This is a genomic window from Shewanella sp. KT0246 (genome assembly GCF_019654955.1).
Lineage (GTDB): Bacteria > Pseudomonadota > Gammaproteobacteria > Enterobacterales > Shewanellaceae > Shewanella > Shewanella goraebulensis.
In genome coordinates, this window is the sequence record NZ_BPEV01000028.1 from 40,257 (window position 1) to 64,774 (window position 24,518).

General features: G+C 40.0%; 14 protein-coding genes and 1 tRNA gene. 4 read left to right on the forward strand and 11 right to left on the reverse strand.

All coding sequences use genetic code 11. From position 1 onward, the window contains the following. Positions 1-690: 690 nt before the first annotated feature. The 4 genes from K5Q58_RS14525 to K5Q58_RS14540 form a co-directional block, all read right to left on the reverse strand. Positions 691-778 (reverse strand) — tRNA-Ser (locus K5Q58_RS14525). A gap of 266 nt (positions 779-1,044) precedes the next feature. Then, positions 1,045-1,677, reverse strand: coding sequence for a YchE family NAAT transporter (locus K5Q58_RS14530; protein WP_220754639.1), 633 nt, complete (start codon positions 1,675-1,677; stop codon positions 1,045-1,047). A 644-nt stretch (positions 1,678-2,321) separates the two neighbouring features. Next, complete coding sequence (locus tag K5Q58_RS14535) at positions 2,322-4,382, reverse strand: S9 family peptidase (RefSeq protein WP_220754640.1); 2,061 nt, start codon at positions 4,380-4,382, stop codon at positions 2,322-2,324. A 336-nt stretch (positions 4,383-4,718) separates the two neighbouring features. Next, positions 4,719-6,257, reverse strand: coding sequence for a fumarate hydratase (locus K5Q58_RS14540; protein WP_220754641.1), 1,539 nt, complete (start codon positions 6,255-6,257; stop codon positions 4,719-4,721). Positions 6,258-6,439: 182 nt separating this feature from the next. Here K5Q58_RS14540 and pabB point away from each other — a divergent pair, with 182 nt between their 5' ends. Further along, entirely contained in the window at positions 6,440-7,945 is a 1,506-nt protein-coding gene (gene pabB / locus K5Q58_RS14545) for an aminodeoxychorismate synthase component I (RefSeq protein ID WP_220754642.1), read from the forward strand. 229 nt (positions 7,946-8,174) lie between these two features. Then, positions 8,175-8,645 (forward strand): Fur family transcriptional regulator, encoded by a 471-nt coding sequence (locus K5Q58_RS14550; RefSeq protein WP_220754643.1) that lies wholly within the window; start codon positions 8,175-8,177, stop codon positions 8,643-8,645. A 166-nt stretch (positions 8,646-8,811) separates the two neighbouring features. Here K5Q58_RS14550 and K5Q58_RS14555 read toward each other — a convergent pair whose 3' ends face one another. From K5Q58_RS14555 to malQ, 6 genes are all read right to left on the reverse strand, one after another. Beyond that, the gene (locus K5Q58_RS14555) at positions 8,812-10,560 is read right to left on the reverse strand and encodes a glycogen synthase (RefSeq protein WP_259651351.1); all 1,749 of its coding nucleotides are present in this window, start codon (positions 10,558-10,560) and stop codon (positions 8,812-8,814) included. A 67-nt stretch (positions 10,561-10,627) separates the two neighbouring features. Beyond that, positions 10,628-11,890 carry a glucose-1-phosphate adenylyltransferase gene (glgC, locus tag K5Q58_RS14560; protein ID WP_220754644.1) on the reverse strand — a complete coding sequence of 421 codons (1,263 nt, stop codon included), beginning with the start codon at positions 11,888-11,890 and terminating at the stop codon, positions 10,628-10,630. A gap of 46 nt (positions 11,891-11,936) precedes the next feature. Next, a complete protein-coding gene (locus K5Q58_RS14565) occupies positions 11,937-14,507 on the reverse strand; it encodes a glycogen/starch/alpha-glucan phosphorylase (protein WP_220754645.1) in 2,571 nt (856 codons plus the stop codon). 127 nt (positions 14,508-14,634) lie between these two features. Further along, the gene (glgX, locus tag K5Q58_RS14570) at positions 14,635-16,872 is read right to left on the reverse strand and encodes a glycogen debranching protein GlgX (protein WP_220754646.1); all 2,238 of its coding nucleotides are present in this window, start codon (positions 16,870-16,872) and stop codon (positions 14,635-14,637) included. A gap of 2 nt (positions 16,873-16,874) precedes the next feature. Beyond that, positions 16,875-19,103, reverse strand: coding sequence for a 1,4-alpha-glucan branching protein GlgB (gene glgB / locus K5Q58_RS14575; protein ID WP_220754647.1), 2,229 nt, complete (start codon positions 19,101-19,103; stop codon positions 16,875-16,877). A gap of 46 nt (positions 19,104-19,149) precedes the next feature. Next, positions 19,150-21,435, reverse strand: a complete 2,286-nt coding sequence (gene malQ / locus K5Q58_RS14580; protein ID WP_220754648.1) for a 4-alpha-glucanotransferase — start codon at positions 21,433-21,435, stop codon at positions 19,150-19,152. A 430-nt stretch (positions 21,436-21,865) separates the two neighbouring features. On the opposite strand from malQ, the gene K5Q58_RS14585 reads away from it, so the two are divergent. Beyond that, a complete protein-coding gene (locus K5Q58_RS14585; RefSeq protein ID WP_220754649.1) occupies positions 21,866-22,447 on the forward strand; it encodes a CoA pyrophosphatase in 582 nt (193 codons plus the stop codon). Between the two features lie 41 nt (positions 22,448-22,488). Here the strand turns inward: K5Q58_RS14585 and K5Q58_RS14590 are convergent, their stop codons facing one another. Continuing rightward, positions 22,489-22,824 carry a hypothetical protein gene (locus K5Q58_RS14590; protein ID WP_220754650.1) on the reverse strand — a complete coding sequence of 112 codons (336 nt, stop codon included), beginning with the start codon at positions 22,822-22,824 and terminating at the stop codon, positions 22,489-22,491. 248 nt (positions 22,825-23,072) lie between these two features. Between K5Q58_RS14590 and asnS the strand changes: the two genes are divergently transcribed. After that, on the forward strand, positions 23,073-24,473 hold the full coding sequence (asnS, locus tag K5Q58_RS14595) for an asparagine--tRNA ligase (RefSeq protein ID WP_220754651.1): 1,401 nt from the start codon (positions 23,073-23,075) through the stop codon (positions 24,471-24,473). Positions 24,474-24,518: the final 45 nt, after the last annotated feature.

Genomic DNA, 24,518 nt, shown 5'->3' on the forward strand with positions numbered 1-24,518 from the left:
ATAAAAACGAGCTTGCCCTTATTTATGTTAACAAGCCTTATTATTGTTAGCACAGGTTGTACTACGGTTGTTCGCACCTCACCAGCGCACAAAGTCGTAAATCATGCTCCCGTTAAAAAAGTCGTGGTTGTACAACCGGTAAAAAAGCCAATGTAGTTGTGGTAAAAAAATATCGTTAAATTATTTGACGACTTTGAAAGCTTGAAAGTAAAAATATATGCTGTGTTTCACCAGTTTTTAGATGGCAAAACGCTTGGCTTATAGTAAATCAAAAAAATGCTCGGGATGTTTTTATTATTGTAAGCTTCTCTGCTCTCTGCTCTCTGCTTTCTTCTCTGTTCGTCCTATTATTTGATATGTCTGTCATCGTCAATTACAAACATAGTTTTTGACGCGTTGATTAAGGATAGTGAAAACACAGGTTTCAGTTTATTACACAGCCACTGTGCAAAAATTTAAACACTCTTTTACTTCTAAAGTTCGGCAATCTATCAAGTTCTACAGCAAGGTAACGTTACTATTACTTTGCTAGCTTTAATTTAGTCAAAACTTAATAGCATTGACTAGATTCTATAGCCTGACTCTTAGTTCTAGAACTATAAATTTAATTGCTTCTTAACAGGAAACTAGAGGTAATATTAAATTTTAGGCATAAAAAAAGACGTCCTAGGACGTCTTAATTTAAGAATTTGGCGGTGACGGAGAGATTCGAACTCTCGAAGGGTTGCCCCTTACACACTTTCCAGGCGTGCTCCTTCAGCCACTCGGACACGTCACCATTTTGATGCTTGGCATTTTACGTGAGAGCAACACGGTTAACGATACTGAGTTCAATTAAGTATTGATATCAAGATGTTCGTGAACGGACGGTACTTTACGCAAATGCGCATTTGGGGTCAAGGGAAAATCCCCTATTCCAGTCCTATTGCGCATTTGCTGTGCAAAACTTTAAAAACAATGCCTGTCGTTACTAATATAATGTACAAATAATGCTGTTAGGTCATTGCCCTAAGGCTAAAAACTCAGGCTTATAATCTGAAAAAGCTAAGCCATTAAGGTTGGAAACAAGCCTTTTAGTCCTGCCGCTATTACTTCAATACCAATTGATAGCATCAGTAGACCCATTAAACGAGTAATGACGTTAATACCTGTGGTACCAAGTACTTTAAAAATCACCGGCGCTAATCTGAATAATCCCCAACTCATTAATCCAAATACAATTACCGTAACTGACATGCCAATCATATCGATCATTGAATCATGAGTTGAAGCATAAACAATCACTGAACTAATCGCACCGGGGCCTGCCATTAAAGGCAATGCAAGTGGTACAACTGCAACTGACTCCATGCCTGATGCTTCACGATCTTCTTCTTGGTTACGCTTTACTGGGCTTAATTTACCTTGCAACATCGACATAGCAATAATTGCAATCAAGCTACCGCCTGCAATTCTAAATGCCGATAATGAAATGCTGAACATGTTGAGAATGTGCTGACCAATAAATATAGTCACCACTAAAATGACTACCACAGCAAAATTCGCGACCTTACCAGTATGGTTACGCTCAACTTCAGTTTGGTGACTGGTTAAGCTTACAAATACAGGCAATAGTCCTACAGGGTTGATAATAGCCACTAAGCTTAGAAAAAACTTAACGTAAAGCATTAAATCCACAAGAAAATCCTCAAATTAAATGTTTTGTGGTGCAAAAAATAATCGCGCAACTTTACTGATTTTTTGCTTTTTATCAAATGAGATTTTTTAAAACTTTGAGCCAGTTAATAATATTTCTAATCCTTGATTCATTTTGCTTGTTCGGGTTAGATTTACTTATGAAAAAGCATGCTTCACGTCACATTTTATCGGCTAATAAATGTCTTAAAAAAACATTCAAATATAATTAATGAAAGTTAATTTCATAATTTACCTTAAATGAATATTTCTCAGCCCATATGTGGCAACATTTGTTATAATGCTGTCTCATTCTGAATATAAATTACTGTTTGCATTCTGTTTAATCAAAATAAAAACAGTTAATTGAGGTTTCCCATGGGTAAACGAAATAGAATTAGCCTTAAAAACGGCCAACGTAAAATTACAGGCTCTAGAAGAAGGTTAGCTTATTTTCTGTGGATAACAAAAACCGGCCATAAATGCCCGCCTACTGAGCTTAAACTTGCTGACGGCAATAACTAATTGCATCTAGCTGACAAAGCTAATATCAGCTTGTATATCAAAATTATTAAAATCGAACATAAAAAAAGAGATGCTATCAAGCATCTCTTTTTGTTTTATTAAACGTTAATCAGCGGTAGCTATTACTTCTTTTCAGTCCAACGATCCATCCAACCTAGTACGTTTTTGTACCATTGTTGTAGATTATCTTGGTTAAGGATCCAGTGATTTTCATCTGGGAACATTAATAGCTCAGATGGGATACCATTACGTTGCATGTATGTGAATGCAGCTAAACCTTGGCCGTATGGAACACGGTAATCTTTTTCACCGTGGATCACTAACATTGGCGTTTTCCAGTTTTCAACATAATTTACTGGGTTAAACTTTTCATACAGCTCTTTGTTTTCAGTGTATGTGCCACCAAACTCATATTCAGGGAACCAAAGCTCTTCTGTTACATGATACATAGAGCGCATATCAAACAAACCAGCGTGATTAACTAAACATTGGAAACCATCACTCCAATTACCTTGGAACCAGTTCATCATGTAGCCACCGTATGAGCCACCTAATGCGCAAGCGTTTTCAGTATCTAACCATTTTTGTTGCTGACCAACGGCTGCTAAGCCTTTTTGTAAATCTTCTAAAGGTTTGCCACCCCAATCTTTAGAGATTGAATCTGTAAATGCTTGACCGTAGCCAGTAGAACCATGGAAATCCACCATCACGACACCGTAGCCAGCACCAGCCCAAAGTTGTGCATTCCAGCGACCACTAAATGAGTTACCAAATGAGCCTTGCGGGCCACCATGAACTAAATATGCGACAGGATATTTTTTACCAGACTCGTAGTTAGCAGGTTTAATCCAGTAACCATGTACAGTCTCATTATTCCAACCTTTAAAGTTAAACTGTTGAAATTCACCAAATTGAATTTCAGCTAGTTTTTCTTTGTTGACGTTGGTTAAACGCGTCAGGTTCTCACCTTCTAAACTGATTTTGTATAAGTCACCAGGTTCAACAAGTGATTTATTACTGAAGATAATGCTTGAGTCAGTCACGGCAACTAAACTATTGCTACCGTCATTATAAATAGGACGTACATCACCAAATTGAGTATTCACTTCGAAAATGCTCACTTGGCCAACATCTTGAGCTGTGACATATAAAGTACGGCCATCATCACTAAAAGTGAGTGAGTGCGGGCTGCGATCCCAAAGTGGTGCGACTTCTTTTTCTGCGCCTGTCACTGTATCACGTAACATTATGCGGTAACGGTCAGCTTCAAAACCAGGCTTACTCATTGCAAGGTAAGCTAATTGACGCCCATCTTTAGAATATGTCGGCTGTGCATCCCAAGCTAAATTTTCTTCAGTTAAGTTTTCAGCATCACCACCAGTAACAGGGACTTTCCACAAATCGTAGTTAGTCGTCCATGCTTGGTCTTTACTTGGCGCTTTTGCGCTGTATACGATATGTTTGCCATCAGCAGTAAAGGTCACTTCTTCCATGCCAGAAAACGGCTTTGGCGGTGTTTCAGTATCTAAACCCAAAGTGACGTCAACAACTTCGGTGACTTGTTTGCCATTTAACTGACCAACAAATAAATGATTACGAGCATGATCTTCCCATGTATCCCAATGGCGAACCATCAATTGTTTGTATTCACGACCAGTGGTCTTTTTGTTCTCTTCTGCTTCAATGCGATCCACTGTACACGCCAAGTCTTTACAGTCTGGAAAAACGCGCATATTCATAACAACTTGTTTGCCGTCATTAGAAATTTTGTAGCCATTCACATCTAATGGTAAGTCTGTTACTTGCAGCGCTTCACCACCTGATAATGACAAGTTATACAGCTGACTTGAGCCATTACGTGCCGCTAAGAAGTAAATTGATTTGTCATCAACACTAAAATTAACGTCGTGTTCTGTGCCTTTGTGCGAGGTAATTTGAACTGGCTTTGCATTTTTATTGCTTAAGTCCAGCAAGTATAAATTTGAGCTACTCTCGCCATCTGCATCAATATTTTTAACGGCATAAACTAATTGCTTGCCATCATTAGAGACTGCAGCTGAATGTAACTTATTTAAGTTAACCAATTGCTGAACATTAAAAGGGGTTTTAGTTGGATCGGCTGCTTGAACTGACAGTGCAAGTCCTGCTGCACCAAGTGCAAGTAATAGCGATGATTTTTTCATGGGATGAAGTTCTCTTGTTATTTTTTGTTGTTAATAGCAATCACGCTACTTTTAAAATCTACCCTATTCTTCAAACCTCATCACACTTTGGTGCGATGCTGTTAGATATCAGTTATTCAACTGAAATGACACTGTTTAAAAAATACTGATAAGCACATTACCCAAACAAAAACGCTCAGGCAATAGAGCAGTTCAAAAAAATGAACCATTCTATTTCTGAGCGTTATTTTTTCGTCATTTTGCCCATTTTGAAAGCGATTAAACCTCTATCGCAATAGTTAAATTAAGCCCTTAGATAATGAAGCCTTAATAACAAACGATTGCTAATGTTTAAGCTTATCCCTTAGCGTTAGCAATATTGACTTTCCAAATTGCTGGGCCTGTTTCGTGGGCATTAACACCTTGGGTATCAACTGCTACTGTTACTGGCATATCTTTCACATCAAACTCGTAAATCGCTTCCATACCTAAATCTTCAAATGCCACAACGCGTGACTTTTTAATCGCTTTAGAGACTAAATAAGCTGCGCCGCCTACTGCCATTAGATAAACCGCTTTGTGTTTCTTAATTGACTCAACCGTTTGAGGGCCGCGCTCTGATTTACCAATCATGCCCATTAAGCCCGTTTTTTCGAGCATTAAATCAGTAAATTTGTCCATACGAGTGGCAGTTGTTGGGCCTGCAGGGCCAACAACTTCGTTGCCAACAGGATCAACTGGGCCAACGTAGTAAATAAACTTACCAGTAAAGTCGACGCCTTCGGGCAAGCCTTCTCCCGATTCAATTAAGGTTTGAATGCGCTTATGGGCTGCATCGCGGCCTGTTAGCATTTTACCGTTAAGTAATAAGGTATCGCCGCTTTTCCATGTTTCGATTTCAGCTTGTGTAACATTATCAAGATCAACACGATGAGTATTCTCACCTGCTTCACGAGTAATTTCAGGCCAATCAGACAATGATGGAGGAGATAAATCAGCAGGACCGGTGCCATCTAAGTGAAAATGAACGTGACGAGTTGCTGCGCAGTTCGGGATCATCACCACAGGTTTAGATGCAGCATGAGTCGGAACTGATTTTACTTTAATATCAAGTACAGTGGTTAAACCACCAAGACCTTGTGCGCCAATACCGGTATTATTGGCACGCTCGAAAATATCTAAACGTAATTTTTCTTCAGTGGTTTCTGCGCCCCGTTCCATTAATTCATGGATATCAACAGGGTCCATTAATGACTCTTTTGCCAATACTGCCGCTTTTTCAGCCGTGCCACCAATACCTATGCCTAGCATGCCTGGAGGACACCAGCCAGCACCCATTGTTGGTAAGGTTTTCTCTACCCACGCTGCGATATCATCAGACGGATTTAACATGACCATTTTAGATTTGTTCTCTGATCCACCGCCTTTAGCTGCGATCATCACTTCAATATGGTTACCTGGCACCATATCGATATGGACTACTGATGGCGTGTTATCACGAGTATTTTTACGAGTACCAGCAGGATCGGCCACAATTGACGCACGTAATGGATTATCAGGATTGGTATACGCTTGACGAACACCTTCATCAACCATTTCCTGAACTGTCATGTCAGTTTTATCCCACTGAACTGCCATACCAATTTTAACGAAAGTGGTCACAATCCCAGTGTCCTGACATAAAGGACGTTTACCTTCAGCCGACATACGTGAATTAATCAAAATTTGTGCAATTGCATCTTTTGCAGCTGCACTTTCTTCGCGATCGTAGGCTTTAGCCATCGCATCGACGAAATCTTTCGGGTGGTAATAAGAGATATACTGCAAAGAGTCAGCAATACTTTCGATAAAATCAGCTTGTTTCATCACGACATTCGCAGAAGAATTTGTAGACATATAGGGGCGCTCCAGCAGCCATTGCGGCATAACTTGTTTTATTTTTATATGAATGCAGTCTAATCGTTTATAAATAACGCTAAACTTTAAAAAGCATTCAATTAGCTATTAATCCTTTCAGGGACAATATGATACTCTTTCCAACCTTTTTGGGCTACATCACTTTTTAAATAGGCTATAAAATGCGTAACTTGGGTCATCAATCTCTTGCTGTTACTTCACTCGACTGGGATGTTGATACTCATAGCGTTTTTAGTGCCTTTAGTCAGCAACCTTGGGCAATGCTACTAGATTCAACTAATAGCGAACATCAAGATGCCAATGTCGACATTATTGTATTCAATCCTATCGCAACGGTTGTCAGCGACAGTAACAACCGCGCTTACACTTTTCATGGTGATAATGCAGACAACAATAGCCATAATTTTGTACCCGATGGTTGTTCATCTGTCTTTAAGCTACTACAAAAGCTTCAGTCGCATTTGTATCCCGTAAAGCACTCAAGTGAGTTACCTTTTAGTGGCGGGTTAATCGGTAGCTTTAATTATGATTTAGGTAGAGTAATTGAAAATCTACCTCAGCAAGCAATGAAAGATATTCAACTTGCGGATGTGAATGTAGGCTTTTACGATTTTGCCTTAATTTTTAATCATACAAAACAGAGCTGGTTCGCAGTACATTATTTAGGTCAAACCGCGCTTGATACTGAGCTGGTCGATGTGGCTAATCTACTGGCTAAAAATGGTGTCATTAAGTCAAAATCTAGCCAATCATTTAAGTTGAATAAAATTGATTCATTAAATCAAAACAAACAATACCAAGATAATAAACACTCACAAAAGTCTAATTTCAAATTAACCTCGCCATGGCGAAATCAAACGTCTAAAGAGCAATACAGCGCTAGATTTGAAAAAGTGCAACAATACCTTCAGCAAGGCGATTGCTATCAAATAAATTTAACCCAAAGGTTTGATGCTGATTATCAAGGCTGTGAATGGCAGGCTTACTGCGCTCTTTCTGATGCCAATAAAGCACCCTTTTCTGCATTTATTCGTTTAGAAAATCATTGCATTTTATCAATATCACCAGAGCGATTTATTCAGCTTAATGGCAATCAAATATCAACTAAACCTATTAAAGGGACTCTGCCCCGTGATAAGTCACCAGAGCAAGATAAGCTTAATGCACAGCGTTTAAGAACCTCTGAAAAAGACTTAGCTGAAAATGTGATGATTGTAGATCTGCTACGAAATGACATTAGTAAAGTTGCCACTGCAGGTTCTGTTAACGTACCTAAACTTTTCGATATTGAAAGTTTTCCAGCAGTGCATCACCTAGTGAGTACTGTTGAAGCTATAATGGCTGAGCAATATGACGCCATCGACTTATTAAAAGCGGCGTTTCCTGGCGGCTCTATTACAGGAGCCCCCAAAATCCGCGCCATGGAAATCATAGAAGAGTTAGAACCTTCAAGACGAAGCATTTATTGCGGCAGTATTGGTTACATCAGCCAAGATGGACATATGGACACCAGTATTACAATTCGCACTTTGGTGACTCAGAATAATACTCTGTATTGCTGGGCTGGCGGTGGTATCGTTGCTGACTCAAATGTTGAGGCAGAATATCAAGAGACGTTTGATAAAGTCAGTAAAATATTACCAGTGCTTGAGCAAGTTAATTGCTAAATATTTGGTGAATGGCTCACTTTTGTACTTATAAGCTATTCCAGTTACATCCAATAAAACTTGTTTTAGTTGCTATGCCAAGTAAGGAAAGTCTACTTAATTTCCAATTCTGATTCATCAATAGATAATTTGAGCAGCTATCCTCATAACGCACTTTTGGCATTTTAATATTTACAATTCCACCTTGAGCAGAAATAATAACGGTCTTATTGTTTTCTATTGAGTAAATATGTCTAACAGCAACAAAGTCGCGATCTTTTCTAAAGCAGAGCAAATATGCCAAGCCAATGGCGTTAAGTTTACTGCTAAAAGGCAAAACGTTTTTGCTGTACTTTTAGACTCAACAGTTCCTTTATCTGCTTATGATATTGTTGATAAATACCGTGAAACTTATCAAGAAACACTAGCACCCATGTCTGTTTATCGTATGCTAGATGTCCTTATCGAGTTGTCGTTAGTGCATAAACTGTCTTCTGAAAATAAATACCTCGCCTGCTCTCACATCACTTGCGATCACAAGCACGAAATACCACAATTTTTAATTTGTAATAGTTGCGGTAAAGTGGCAGAAAAAGGGATTCAAAAAAGTGTGATAGAAGCGCTGAAAAACAGTATTGAACAAGCTGATTTTCAACTGATTAATTCGCAAATTGAATTACAATGCTTGTGTAAAGACTGTGCCAAAACAACTAAAGATTAGCTATCAGCTATAACAACATTCTGATGGAATATTAAGCTTTCCTCAAATCAGTGCAAACCCCAATCTATATCACTACTCACACTTGAAAGCTCGCTTATTTACAACAATTGAGCTTTCATTTTCTCACTACCTATATCTAAATTGTTGATATAATGAATTATTTAACCTATTCGCCATATAACTTTGACAGATATTGTTTCGCAGCATGATGCCAAGTAAATCTTACCTCACTTGCTGACTGCCTCATCGATAAATATTCAGCGGCTTTGTCATTGTGTAGCGATAAAGCATTTTTCATCACTAACAAAAGTTGCTCTGATTGGTGTTGTAAATTGTTGCCTTCAAACAACCAACCATTTTGCTTATCTGCGATGGTATCTCTAAGTCCACCTACACCATGAGCAATACATACCTGACCGTGTTTCATGGCTAGTAACTGACTAATGCCGCAAGGCTCAAAACTACTTGGCATCATGAATAACTCGCCAAATTGATAAAGAGTGCTCGATAAAGCGTCATCGTAGCCATTAAGAAAAACAAAGTTGTCGTTATTGGCTCCCACTTTTTGAAACTCAGCTGCAATTTGTTTATCGCCGCTACCCAAAAGAATAAACACGGCTTTGGGTTTAAGTTGCTTTAAATTATCTAACAAAGCCTGCAAGGTAGAACTAGAATTAGCGCTAGAACTTGAACCAGAATTAGCATGAGGTTGACGCAGTAACAAGACTTTTTGATCAGTTAAGCGCCCTACTGACGTCATTAAAAAATCGCACTCTGTGCTAGGTTTTGACTGCTTTGTCGTTAATATTTGTAGACGGCTTAAGGCAATTTGATCGACACTTTTTATCCATTCAGATTTACCTAGCCACTTAATTACTGCTTGCTGGGCACCTTCAAATACTTGGCTAATATCTTTGGTCGTTACAGGTTTTATTGCTTTTATCCGCTCAACTTTAGTATTCGACTTACTATTTGATTCGTCATACACACAGCCGTTAAGAATACCGACGATATCACCACGATGATGTTTATCTTGAAGTGAACCTTCTAATCCCTCGCCGCCAAAAAATCCGTTTTGATGATCGGATGGCATTAATACTTCATTGGCATAAGTCGGCGAAACTAAGTGAACTTTATCGCTGAGTTCAATACCCATTTTCATAGGATTTATACAATGTGGATAGCGAGGATCGCATATTTGCGCTTTTTGCTCTTGGGTTAACAATCTTGAGAGTTCAGGAAACCATGCAGTGAATGACGATACATCATCCCGAATTGGCCGAATGCCCTGCAGTGCCAAATTATGAATTGAAAACACACAAGGAATACCTTTAAGCGCTGCATATTCAGGTGCAAAAGCGCGCAGCATAACTAACATACCAGCATGCCAATCATGCATATGTAAAGTATCAACAGGTTTTATCACGCCATCAACATACGCCTGTGCGACCGCTAAGTTAAATAAAGCAAACTTGGTGGCATCTTCAGCGAAAGGACGATCGGCACAGCCTTCGGTATACACTTGATTGTCTGGACTGTTGAAAAAGTGATGGTCAAATAGATACACAGAACTGGTTAACTGGCCATTTTGAGCTTGCGAGTTTTTAGCTTGCGAGTCACTAGCAGTTAAATATGGCGCAGGTATTTTATAGACATCGATTGTTTCGAGGTTTGCGCCAAACTTTACTACGACTTTGGCAATGAAGTCTGCATTATTGTCTTTAGCAATAAAACCATAATTAGGCATTGCGACATCTACATAAACATCAACTTTGGCGAGTGCGGGCGGCAAGTCACGAATAACATCCGCCATTCCACCTACTTTAGCCCCTTTTATGGCGTCATTTTCAGCTGCAATCATCAACACTTTTTTCACGTTAGTTGTTACCTTTTCAATATTAATTCTAGAACTCATTACGCCTAAAGAGATTTCAAAAATAAAAAGCGGCTATTTAGCTTAATAGCCGCTAGTTTATTAAGTCCTACTCGTAGCCCACAGGTAAACCAAGCATTTTACGGGTCACTAATGTGATGCCTTTCTCTGACACTCTAAATCCACGGGCTAAATCCTGCTCTCGGCTGTATCCAATTTCCATTCCTTCAGGAATAACACAGCCACGATCGATAATCGCATTTTGAATTTTGCAATTCTTCAGCACCACAACATCAGGCAATAATACTGAGTCTTTTACAAATGAGTATGAGCACACCCGTACTTCATCAAACAGCACACTACGTTTTACTTTAGCCCCTGAGATAATACAGCCACCAGACACTATTGAGTCCACTGCCATGCCGCGACGGTCGTCATCATCGAATACAAATTTAGCTGGAGGTAATTGTTCTTGATAAGTCCAAATCGGCCACTTAGCGTCATAAAGATTTAAAGCTGGTGTTGGCGATAACAGCTCCATATTGGCCTGAAAAAACGAGTCCAAGGTGCCCACGTCACGCCAATAAGCAGGCTCGTCAGGTACGGCACTGGTAAATGGGAAAGCGAACACGTTGGCATGTTCTATTATCGATGGAATAATATCTTTGCCAAAGTCTCTGTCAGAGTTTGCGTTATCTGCGTCTTTACGTAATTGCTCAAACAAAAACTTAGTGTTAAATACATAATTGCCCATTGACGCTAAGCAATACTCTTCGTTACCTGGAATAGATTTAGGCAGTTCAGGTTTTTCTTCAAAACCGATCACTCGTTTGTCTTCATCAACTTCCATCACACCAAACGCCCCAGCAGCTTCAGGTATTGGGGTTTCTAAACAACATACTGTCATGTCAGCGCCAGATTCCGCATGCGCTGCTAATAAGCCTGCGTAGTCCATACGATATACGTGATCACCAGAAAGAATCATCACGTATTTGGGGATTTCATGACGAATAATATCAATATTTTGGAATACCGCATCGGCAGTGCCTTCGTACCAATTACCCGATGTTTGCTGCGAGGCTGGTAATATTTCAACCGACTCACCAAGCTCCTTTTTAAAGTGTCCCCAACCACGACTGACATGGCGAATTAATGAGTGCGATTTATATTGGGTAACAACACCCACTCGGCGAATGCCTGAGTTAATGCAGTTCGATAACGGAAAATCGATAATGCGGAATTTACCTCCGAAGTACAGCGCAGGTTTTGCGCGCCAATCGGTTAGCTCATGCAATCGAGAGCCTCGTCCACCAGCTAAAATAAGCGCATATGTATCACGGGTAAGATTACTTATATAACGAACATTCGACATAGATATTAACTCCTAACTTTACGACTTTAGTTATAGCAATCGATAACTATTTGGTTAACCAAATTTCGTCACGGTATGCACTAATAGTGTTGTCACTTGAAAAACGTCCGCTTGCTGCAGTATTTCGAATACTCATTCGCGTCCAATGTTGCTTGTCTGCATAGGCTTGTGACACCTTGTCTTGGGCAACTTTATAAGCTTCAAAATCTGCGGCGATCATCCATTGATCAAAAGGATCTTCAATAGCATGAATAATGCTGTCGAAAATACCCGGTTCCACTAGGTTGAAATGACCACTCTTAAGCATTAATAAAACTTGATTAAGTGCGGTCGACTGTTGAATAAATTGTTGAGGGTTGTAGTTGGTTTTTAGTTGGCTCACTTGTTCAGCATTCATGCCGAACAAAAAGAAGTTTTCTTCTCCCACCTCTTCTAGCATTTCGATATTAGCGCCATCGAGTGTGCCGATAGTCATTGCGCCGTTCATCATGAATTTCATGTTGCCAGTGCCTGATGCTTCTTTGCCTGCTGTTGAAATTTGTTCAGACAAATCAGTACCCGGACAAATTTTTTCCATCGCACTGACGTTGTAATTGGGTAAGAAGGCAAATCGAAGGTATGGCGTGACGACAGGATCTGAATTGACCATGTGAGCGACATTGTTAGCTAATTTAATAATTTGCTTTGCCATCGCATAACCAGGCGCTGCTTTACCACCAATAAGCACACAACGTGGATGCAATCCTACGGTGTCACCTGCGACAATGCGTTGATACAGGTGTATCACGTGCATAATATTCAGTAACTGACGTTTATATTCATGTATCCGTTTAACTTGCACATCGAACATCATGTCTGGATCGAACGCCACGTCGCACTCTTCTAATACCAGTTTGGCTAAATCAACTTTGTTGTCGTATTTAACTTGCTGCCATTGCTTCATAAACGCTTTGTCGTCGGTAAAGGCATTAAGTGCGGTTAACTGAGTTAAATCAGTCACCCATTTATCACCTAAACGTCTGTTTAATAGCTTTGCTAAACGCGGGTTACAATGAGCCAGCCAGCGTCTTGGGGTCACACCATTGGTTTTGTTATTAAACTTTTGCGGCCACAGTTGGTAAAAGTCTTTAAACAAACCTTTTTTCAATAGTTCGGTGTGCAGACCTGCGACTCCATTAACCGAAAAGCTGGCGACGATGGCCAAATATGCCATACGAATATGTGGCTCTGGGCCTTCTTCAATAATCGACATACCTGCTAATTTGTCGTTATCACCCGGCCAATGATGAGCAACATCTTCTAAATATCGGGCATTAATTTCGTAAATGATTTCTAAAATACGCGGCAACATATTTCTTAGCATTCGCACAGGCCAGCGCTCTAATGCTTCAGGCAATAAAGTATGGTTGGTGTAGGCTACGCTTTTTGAAGTAATGTCCCATGCTTCATCCCAACCTAAACCATAACTATCCATTAATAAGCGCATCATTTCAGGTACGGCGATACTAGGATGGGTATCGTTTAATTGCATGACGTTAAGCTCACTAAAACAGCTGAAATCCAAGCCATGAACACCAACATAGCGCTGTAAAATATCTTGTAGACTGGCAGATGATAAGAAGTACTGTTGTCTTAATCGTAACTCCTTACCGTTTTCACTGGCATCATTGGGATACAGCACCATGGTAATTTGTTCAGCTAGATTTTTACGTGCTACCGCTTCGGTGTAATCGCCGTCATTAAACTCTGCTAAATCAAAATCATCAGTGGCTTCTGCTTTCCATAAACGTAGAGTATTAATACGACCATTTCTAAAACCTGGTACTGGCATATCATGAGGCACAGCTTTTACATCTTGGGTATCTGTCCACACATAATGACGATGGCCTTGTGGGTCGACATAGGATTCTGTGTGACCGAAAAATGGCACTGTGATGGCATGGTTTGCCATGCGCACTTCCCACGGATTACCTTCTCGCAACCAGCGATCGGGTTGCTCTACTTGATAACCATCAACCAGTTTTTGCTTAAACATGCCGTATTCATAACGAATACCGTAACCCACAACTGATAAATCAAGGCTTGCGCAACTGTCTAAGAAACACGCAGCTAAACGTCCTAAACCACCATTGCCTAAACCCGCATCTAACTCTGCTTCTTGCAGTGTTTCTAATTGAGCAGAATAATCCGTTAACGCATGACGAGTTTCTTCGGTTAAGTCTAAACTCAGTAATGCGTTACCAAGAGTTCGCCCCATTAAAAACTCTAACGAAAGATACGCCACCTGCTTTTGCTGATATTGATTATCTTTAACTCGTGTATCACGCCATTGTGGCAATAATTGAGATTTAACGGTTGTCGCTAATGCGCTGTACATGTCATTTACGGCAAGTTCATCACGGCATAATGCGCTGTGAAACTGACGTTCAAAGGTTGCTGCTAAAGTGTCACAAGGATCGCAATCATTGGTTTTCGACTTGGTGAGCGCTGTTTTTGCTTTTGCAGCAGATTTAGCCTTGGCTGGTGATGCTGACTTTTTCACTTTTTCAACCCTATCTGTAACAGCGTTATTATTGGTAACATTACTGGTTGCAGCTTTTCCTTTGGTGACTGGCATCGATAAACTCCTTCATAAAACCTATTAAATTCAATTTCTTGATTACATTTTAAAACCTGAATAAAACATAAATTCTTGACTAATATTCAAACTAACCATTAGCTGATGTTGTTTTTAGTTTTAGTGCTCAATCATTAGGTTTATTGCATGCATGAAATAGCATCAGACTTCGACCAAGTAGGGTCAGCTGTTGGCTACATGCGTAACTGGGTTCAGTCTTTTGGTTATTGGTTTCATCAATCGCTTTATCATCAATAGGATTGTCATCGATTGCAGTAATCAGCACTTTCACTTTGCTTTTTGCAAGTAAACTTTCAATATCTGCATTATCAAGTTGTTGAGTGTTAATCAGTGGCTGCCATTGATTAAATCTATCAATGACAGGCAGAACAAATTGCTGTGACTGCTCATCGGCATTGAGTAATAGCAACAAAGCTTGAGGGTGTTGATAAGGCGGTAAAGTTTCGCACGTCAGTACTACTGCAAGTGTTCGCGCTTCAAATTCACTCCACTGTCGTTTAGCCATTGGTTCACCATGACGGCTATACCAGATAAAGCCATTGTCATATTGATCTTCAGGCTGGTGAATAAACTCTCTGTGACACAAGACAGGAAATCGCTTACGTAACTTGATGAGCTCTGTCGTAAATTCCACCAGCGGCCAATCAATATTTTGCCAATCAATCCAACAAATACGGTTATCTTGGCAGTAAGCATTATTGTTACCTTGCTGACTGTGACCCATTTCATCGCCGCTTAATAACATTGGCACACCTTGGGACAACATTAAGGTGGTTAATAGATTTCGTTGCTGACGAGAACGGACTTTTAGGATTTCTCTATTATCTGTTTTCCCTTCAGCACCATAGTTACAGCTGAGGTTTTCATGGTGACCGTCTCGGTTATCTTCGCCATTCGCTAGGTTATGACGCTGCTCGAAACTCACCACATCATGCAAAGTAAAACCATCATGGCTGGTAATAAAGTTAATACTGGCTGATGGGCTACGACCATGATGCTCAAAAAAGTCACCTGAACCATGAAAACGGCGGGCAAACTCAGGCAGCATGCCGTTATCACCGCGCCAAAATCGGCGCATAGTGTCACGATAACGGTCATTCCACTCGCTAAATGCAATTGGATAATTACCCAATTGATATCCACCGGGGCCAATATCCCAAGGCTCAGCAATCAGTTTCACTTGACACAAAACAGGATCTTGACAAAGCGCGTCAAAGAACCCGCAGCCGGGATCAAAACCATAAGTTTCACGGCCAAGACAACTGGCTAAGTCGAATCTAAAGCCATCCACTCCCATTACCTCGACCCAATATCGAAGTGAGTCCATAATTAATTGCAGCACTTGCGGATGATTGGAGTTAAAGGTATTACCGCAGCCGGTATCGTTAATATATAAGCGTTGTTCATTCGGTACTAAACGATAATAACTGGCGTTATCGATACCGCGGAAACTCAATGTGGGCCCTAAACGATTCCCTTCTGCGGTATGGTTATAAACCACATCCAAAATGACTTCGATATTGGCGTCATGAAATGCGTCCACCATCTCCCTGAACTCAGTGATAGTGTCACCACTCAAATAGCTCGGATTCGGAGCAAAAAAGCCAATACTGTTATAGCCCCAGTAATTACTCAGCTGCTTTTCAACTAAAAAAGGTTCGTTAAAAAAGCTTTGAATCGGGAGTAACTCAATACAGTTAACCCCAAGTTGGCTTAAGTACTGGATAGAACTCTTTGAGGCTAAACCTGCAAAAGTACCTTTAACGTCATCATCAACCTCATGATTAAGTACACTGAAACCTTTGACGTGGGTTTCGTAAATGATGCTTTGCTCAAGAGGAATATTGAGGCGTTTTACTGGTTTTTGTTTTAAAGCGCGATCGTCAATGACCACACATTTGGGCATATACTGAGCGTTATCAATTTCACAAAAGGACAAGTCAGAGCCAGTATTGGTTAACTCATAGCCATAATTGGCATCATTAGGTTCGAGTTCACCCAGTAATTGCTTGGCATAAGGGTCAAGTAACAGTTTATTGTGATTAAAACGATGACCAAGTAATGGCTCATAGGGACCATAAACTCGATAACCGTATAACTGCCCTGCGCTTATTCCCTCAAGGTAACCATGCCAAACCTGTCTGGTTTTTGCCGTTAAACAAATCTGTTGTTCGTTTAAGCCAAACTTATCGAAAATACATATCACAACTTTGGTGGCATTAGCTGAAAACAAAGCAAAGTTAACCCCGTTGTCATCAACTGTAGAGCCAAGCGGATAAGGCTTACCTGCAAACAAACTGACATTGCCAGTGAATATATTTGATTGAACATGCTCAGTAGGCATAATCAGTCCTCTTCATGTTCAATATCGTTGTTAACCGCTAATACCAAGCAACTTAATGGCGGAACAGTCATTACCCCGCTAGTTTGCATTCCTTGCCATGGCACGTTTTCTTGTTCAATAATGCAGTTTACGACACCGCTACCTCCATAAAAATTCATATCACTATTGAGTACTTCGACGTATTTATTAGCGCTTGGTAAACCGACTCGAAAATGATGATGCACTTGTGGCGTCATATTAATGATAAAAATCAAATGGTCATCAGAAGATTTGGCATAACGAATAAAACTAAACACACTGTCTTGGCTGTTATCACAATCGAGCCACTGAAAGCCGGATGTATGATGGTCAAGCTCATACATACAAGAATGGTGCTGATAAAGGTTATTTAAATCTCGTACCCAATTTTGCATCCCTTGGTGTGGAGCAAACTGTAATAAATGCCAATCAAGACTTTGGTTATGATTCCATTCGTCACGCTGTGCAAACTCTGACCCCATAAAGATGAGTTTCTTACCCGGTTGCCCCCACATTAAGCCGAAGTAAGCGCGTAAAGTGGCGAATTTTTGCCAATCATCACCAGGTATTTTATGCAGCAACGAACCTTTACCATGAACCACTTCGTCATGACTAACCGATAAAATAAATTGCTCTGTATAGGCGTAAACCAAAGCGAATGTCAGTTCGTGATGATGGTGACAGCGATAAATGGGGTCGCGTTTTAAGTAACTCAAGCTGTCATTCATCCAGCCCATGTTCCATTTAAAGCCAAAACCCAAGCCTCCGTTGTCAGTTGAGTTAGTCACTCCCGGCCAAGCAGTCGACTCCTCAGCAATCATGGTGACACCGGGAAAAGCCGCATAAATACGCTCGTTAAGTAGTTTCAAAAACTCAATAGCTTGAATGTTTTCACGGCCGCCATATTCATTAGGCAACCATTGGCCTGAGTCGCGGCTGTAATCGAGATAAAGCATAGACGAAACTGCATCTAAACGTAGGCCGTCAAAATGAAACTCTTCTAACCAATAACAGGCATTACTGAGTAAAAAGCTTTGTACTTCGCCACGGCCATAATTAAAAATTAATGTATCCCAGTCAGGGTGTTCACCTTTACGAGGGTCTTCATGTTCATACAAACAGCTGCCATCAAACTTCGATAAACCATGGGGATCTTTAGGAAAGTGAGCTGGCACCCAATCTAATAGCACACCAATGTCACGCTGATGACAGGCATCAATAAATGCCTTTAAACCAACGGGATCACCAAAACGATAAGTGGAAGCAAACAAACCTACAGGTTGATAACCCCAAGAGCCATCAAACGGGTATTCACTGATTGGCATTATCTGTAAGTGGGTAAACCCCATTTCTTCAACATAGGGGATGAGATCATCAATCAAGTCTTGATAACTAAGGTATTCATCGCCCCATTCACCTTTGCGCTTCCATGATGCTAAGTGCACTTCATAAGTCGACATAGGCGCTTGATGCAATTGCTTTTTAGCCCGCTCTTTGAGCCAAACACTATCATTCCACTGATAGTCATGCTTTGCAGGTATAACCGATGAGTTACCCGGCGCCGACTGCATTTGTACTGCATAGGGATCGGCCTTTTCTATCTGCTCACCATATTGATTCGTAATTTGAAATTTATAAAATTGTCCCGCGCAGGCATTGGGTAAAAATATCTCCCAAATGCCGTTGCTTGGATGAAAACGCATTACGTGCTGTCTGACATCCCAGTGATTAAAATCACCCACCAAAGCTACTCGCTGTGCATTCGGCGCCCAAACACAAAAGTGTACCCCTTCAACGCCTTGGTTTTCTTTCCAGTTTGCGCCTAAAAACTGATAGCTTTTTTGTTGTTTACCTTCAGCAAATAGATACACATCATTTGGGTCAATTAAACTGCCAAATTGATAGGGGTCGATTATGGTTTCGACACTCATTGGGTAGGTCACTTTCAAGCTGTATAAGAAAGGCTTTACCCGTCTTCCCATTACTCCTGCAAATAGTCCTTGGTCATCCATTTTTGATAGCGAAGCAATTTTTTTGCCGTCTTTTAAACTCAACACTTCAACTGCAACGGCGCCTTTAACAAAACAGCGCACGATTAATGACTTAGCATTTTCCGCTTTATGCATACCTAACAATGAAAACACATCAGTGTAATCACCGTTTAAAATTGCGATATCAGTTCCATGATTAAAAAATGGGGCATTAGTCGTCATTGGTTATTGCTCCGTTTAAAAGTTAATTTATTTCCGCTAAGACTTACTACTTAATGCAATCCGTCAGCTTTTGTATTTGTTGACTATATTCAGGCACTTTGCCGTGGCGAACTTGGTTGATTATTTTTAGCTTTTGCTTTACTTCATCTGACGCCATAATCTGCTCTAAACTCACAGATAATCGACGTTGCCAGTTGGAGTATTCTTTCCAAGTTCCGGGGATATTTATCGGTTTGGTTTCATCAATTAAATCGTCTATTTGCACGCTATAGAGCATCGACTCACCTGATGCCGTTAATGAAAACCATGCAGGTAATAATTGATTTAAACTGAGAGTTTCAACCACGGTTTGTGGCATAAGTAATTGTTGTTCTTTAAGTAAATTAACCAGTTGTTGCTTTTCACTTTCACGTTGCTGTAAAGATGTTTGAAACTGCTCATAATCAATTAATTCAAGTTCATGCCTAAGCTTAATGTCATCGTTACTCCACCATGCTGAAAGAGTCGGAACATCATGATTTGCTAGCATCATTAAACTATGGGGTTTATAGAACTCAGGCGCAGAAAAGCCATGATGATTTTTGGTGAAGTAGAACAATTCATTTGAAAAGATTTTCGCTTTAGATAAGTTTTGCACAATCTCTGGCGGAACAATGCCTAAATCCTCACCAATGAGTAGACATTGCGCCCGCTGGCTTTCGAGACACAAAATGGCGAGTAAGGTATCAAGTGGATAATAAACATAAGCGCCTTTACCGTTATCAGTGTCTGTTGGCCACCACCATAAACGCAGTAATCCCATAACATGATCGATGCGTAAACCGCCACAAGACTGCATATTAGAGCGGATTAACGAGATAAAATGTTTGAAGTTATTTTGCTGTAGATTAATTGGATCAAGCGGTGTTAATCCCCAATTTTGGCCTTGTGGCGCAAACGGATCTGGCGGCGCACCGATACTGGCTTGCTGACAAAAATAGCCGCTGTTTTGTTGAACCTCAGCACCATTAGGTGATGCCCCAACAGCCATATCCCTGACAAGCCCTATTAGCATGCCAACTGACTTCGATTTTAATTGGCATATGGCGAGTTGTTCAGAAGCAATAAATTGCAGATAACAGATAAAATCTGCATCAGAGCCAGTATCACTGTTGTTAGAGCATGTTTTTATCAGCTCAGTGTGATGGGTAACATACTGAGCTAATGCTTCCCCTTGTTGCTGTTTAAATTGATTAAATTGATCGTAGCGCTTGGTCCTAACTAATCTATTCTTGCTAATAAATGCATTAAAAAGCAGACGGTATATCGTATATTTGAGATCATATACAGCAGCATAATTAAGTAAGCTGCCGTTAATTAAATATGCCCTTTTGTCTTGGAACTCTTGGGACTCTATTTGGTTAGCAATGCAGGCATATTCATCAACTGATTCAATATGAATATATAAAGGATTTAACCAGCGGCGATCGTCTGGACTATAAGGACTGAGATTGTTAGGTAAATCTAGCGCATGCAATGGATTAAGTAATATAAAATCAGCGCCTTGTTCAGCCGAATAACTAATGAGTTTCAGTAAATCGTTAAAATCTCCTATTCCCCATTGTGTATCGCTCTTGATGCTATATAACTGAGTACTTATTCCCCAAGGTTTGTGTGTATCGCTGTTGTTACAGAAGTTATTGCTTCTGAAATCGTTGCTACTGAAATCGTTATTGTTAATGCTTTTAGTTCTGATGTTTTTAGTACCGATAATGTCAGAGCTAGAGCTGTCACTATCAATGCTACCGCAATATGCACTTCGAGGAGTAAGCATATATTGGCCTGTATAAGTGTGAACAAAATTGTCAGACTCAACGGCCAAGCTAATTTGATGGTAACCCAGACCAACAGGGATATTGGATAGTTGGCTTAAGGAGTATTGGTATTTAAAATAATTACAGTCACCAACTCGGTAATCCCCCGCTACAGTTAATTGGTTACTGTGGATCTGAAAGCGATAGGTGTCATTAAGCTCAGTCACTAACTCGAAACGAAGGTTTCCGTCAAAAGTTTCGGGAAGATATACCTCAACACTTGGTGTATCCACATAGCTCCATTGAAATTGACGCAGTGGATTTAACCAAGGTTTCACGTCTAGCTCATAAATACGTTGTTCAATATAAGAGCCAGACAATACATCTGCATCAGATTGGCGCTGCAAGCCTAAATAGCCCAAGCACATTGACTTAAGAATTCCATTTCTATCTTCAGGGCTGATCTGAACATTGTTGCCAAAGCAATCAATAAACTCTGCCCCTACGCCTTGCAAATATAGTAACTTCTCCAGTCCCATATTTGTCTTCCTCGCGAATAACATAACTGGTTAATAACTCAGCAGTAACCATGCCAGTAAAACATCACAGTTTAACTACAGTGATATTTCATTCTAGTGACAAAATATATTATTTAAATTCAGAAACTTAGAAAGGAAGGATTTGGGAGAGTAAAATTCATCCGTTTGAATTATTAGATTTGAATTTATTTTTTCTATATGTTTTGGTGCAAAAATGCACAAACCAAGTGCATCTAACAAGTTAGAATTCACAAGAAACCAATATGACATCAATAAGATTTTTAATTCATACTTTAAAATCAACAATCTCGAGAGTGAATATGGTAATTTAAACTTTGCTAATAATCATGTGGCAGATAGAGTTTTGCAAAGTAATCTTTTCAGACAATATTTCAATTGTATTTAATCGATAAGGGGAAAATGAAGCTTAATGAACACAAATCAATTTAATGTGCATTTTTCTCTTCAGCGTTTAGCCACTGAAATAAGCTCTGCGCCAATTAATAAAAGCTTGCGTAAAGCTGCTGTTCTAGTGCCCTTGTTGGAAGTTAATGGTCAACTGCAAATATTACTCACTCGACGAGCTCTGCATTTACGAGCGCATCCAGGGCAATACAGTTTTCCTGGTGGTAAAGTAGATGATGCTGATAACAGTTTGGTGGAAACCGCATTAAGAGAAGCTGATGAAGAAATTGGGTTGTCGCCTGACAATGTGACCATTGTGGGTAGCTTCCCATCCCATGCGACATTCACAGGCTTTGAAGTCACGCCGATAATCGGGTTAATTAATCAGCCATTTGATATTATTTTAGATCCAGGTGAAGTAGCTGAAACGTTCTGGGTGCCACTGCAATACTTTACTAATGCTAACAACCGCTACACCTTTAGCTTTTTCCGAAACGGCAATGACTTTGACGTACACTATATGCCATATAAAGGTAAGTTTATTTGGGGCGTAACTGCTGCCATTATTGATTTACTTTGCCGTCATATTGAATTATCAAAAAGCTAAAATTAAATTCCAACCCTAATTAAAGCCAATTATTACTACAGTTAAACCACATATCGGATATAAAAACCTGCCGCCAATGATACTAACAACAATAATGGAATATTCACCCAATACTCAATTTTTCTAGCGGTTTGTGCATAATAATTAACTGCTAAGTTAACCAAGCTTATCCCAGCACACCACCAAATCAAATACTCAAGTTTGATTGTTAATACAGGGTCCCAATCTAAACGCACCTCAACACCTTGGCTTAAAAAGTAACCTACAGCCCGATCAGGTCTAGCTTCACCGAATACAACCAAAGCATAAACCGCCAAAGACCAACCAGCAATGGAAAGGACAGCCAATACAATTTGCAAAATTTTAGTTTTGGACATTTAACCACCTACATCATCAAGATGATAATAAAATATACTCTTTCATCATACGCTTACAAGTCTATTTAAAGATCAATTAGAAGATATTTTTAGCTTTTTAAGGATGTTTTAAAGTATTAAAACGCTAATAACGTTAAAAGTTGGCGAATTATCTTGTTATAAGGGGTTTTTCGGCTTGTGAAAAGCCGATATCAAGGTAATATAAAGCACTTATTTATATCATTGATCCATTGGAGAACTAAGCAACAATGAGCATTACATCTGTCGCTTCTGTATTTAAAGGTGACTTCGCGATTGGTTCGCAAGTTACAGTACGTGGTTGGGTTCGCTCTCGCCGCGATTCTAAAGCTGGTATTTCTTTCCTAGCTGTTTATGACGGTTCATGCTTTGATCCTATTCAAGGCGTTGTTCCGAATAATTTAGATAATTATACTGAAGAAGTGCTTAAGCTTACTGCTGGTTGTTCAGTGATTATGACTGGTGAAGTCGTTGAGTCTCCAGGTAAAGGTCAAGCATACGAAATGCAAGTGACAAAAGTTGAAGTGACAGGTTTTGTTGAAGATCCTGATACTTACCCAATGGCTGCTAAGCGTCACTCAATTGAGTACCTTCGCGAACTTGCTCATTTACGCCCACGCACAAACATCATTGGTGCAGTTGCCCGTGTTCGTAACTGTCTATCTCAAGCTATTCACCGTTTTTATAACGAACAAGGTTACATCTGGGTTTCAACCCCGCTAATCACTGCTTCAGATACTGAAGGCGCTGGTGAAATGTTCCGTGTATCGACTTTAGATATGGAAAACTTACCGCGCACTGATAAAGGTGAAGTTGATTTTGCTGAAGACTTTTTCGGTAAAGAATCTTTCTTAACGGTTTCAGGCCAGTTGAATGCAGAAACATACGCTTGTGCTCTTTCTAAGGTTTATACCTTTGGTCCAACATTCCGCGCTGAAAACTCAAACACGAGTCGTCATTTAGCAGAGTTCTGGATGGTTGAACCAGAAATTGCTTTTGCAGACTTAGATGATGCAGCAAACCTTGCTGAAGACATGCTTAAATACTGTTTCCGCGCAGTATTAGAAGAACGACGTGACGATTTAGAGTTCTTCGCACAGCGAGTTGAGAAAACCGCTATAGAGCGTTTAGAAGCATTCGTAACCAGTGATTTCGCACAAATCGATTACACTGATGCGATTGAAATTCTTAAAGCTTGTGACAAGAAATTTGAGTTTGATGTTGAATGGGGTATCGACTTACATTCAGAACATGAACGTTACCTTGCAGAAGAACATTTCAAAGCACCTGTTGTTGTTAAAAACTATCCAAAAGACATTAAAGCATTCTACATGCGCTTAAATGACGATGGTAAAACAGTTGCTGCAATGGATGTATTAGCACCAGGTATTGGTGAAATCATTGGTGGCGCACAGCGTGAAGAACGTTTAAATGTACTTGATGCACGTTTAGCAGAAATGGAATTAGACCAAGAAGATTACTGGTGGTACCGTGACTTACGCCGTTATGGCACAGTCCCTCACGCTGGTTTTGGTTTAGGTTTTGAGCGATTAGTTTCATACGTGACTGGCGTAAGTAATATTCGTGACGTGATCCCATTCCCACGCGCACCAAAATCAGCAAATTTCTAATCTATTGCTAATAAAGGCAATCTTTAGATAATAAAAACGCGCTTT

Coding starts and splice junctions, on each gene's coding strand:
- K5Q58_RS14535 (WP_220754640.1), bottom strand. CDS start 4,382: ATGAAAAAATCATCGCTATTACTTGCACTTGGTGCAGCAGGACTTGCA.
- K5Q58_RS14540 (WP_220754641.1), bottom strand. CDS start 6,257: ATGTCTACAAATTCTTCTGCGAATGTCGTGATGAAACAAGCTGATTTT.
- pabB (WP_220754642.1), top strand. CDS start 6,440: ATGCGTAACTTGGGTCATCAATCTCTTGCTGTTACTTCACTCGACTGG.
- K5Q58_RS14550 (WP_220754643.1), top strand. CDS start 8,175: ATGTCTAACAGCAACAAAGTCGCGATCTTTTCTAAAGCAGAGCAAATA.
- K5Q58_RS14555 (WP_259651351.1), bottom strand. CDS start 10,560: ATGAGTTCTAGAATTAATATTGAAAAGGTAACAACTAACGTGAAAAAA.
- glgC (WP_220754644.1), bottom strand. CDS start 11,890: ATGTCGAATGTTCGTTATATAAGTAATCTTACCCGTGATACATATGCG.
- K5Q58_RS14565 (WP_220754645.1), bottom strand. CDS start 14,507: ATGCCAGTCACCAAAGGAAAAGCTGCAACCAGTAATGTTACCAATAAT.
- glgX (WP_220754646.1), bottom strand. CDS start 16,872: ATGCCTACTGAGCATGTTCAATCAAATATATTCACTGGCAATGTCAGT.
- glgB (WP_220754647.1), bottom strand. CDS start 19,103: ATGACGACTAATGCCCCATTTTTTAATCATGGAACTGATATCGCAATT.
- malQ (WP_220754648.1), bottom strand. CDS start 21,435: ATGGGACTGGAGAAGTTACTATATTTGCAAGGCGTAGGGGCAGAGTTT.
- K5Q58_RS14585 (WP_220754649.1), top strand. CDS start 21,866: ATGAACACAAATCAATTTAATGTGCATTTTTCTCTTCAGCGTTTAGCC.
- K5Q58_RS14590 (WP_220754650.1), bottom strand. CDS start 22,824: ATGTCCAAAACTAAAATTTTGCAAATTGTATTGGCTGTCCTTTCCATT.
- asnS (WP_220754651.1), top strand. CDS start 23,073: ATGAGCATTACATCTGTCGCTTCTGTATTTAAAGGTGACTTCGCGATT.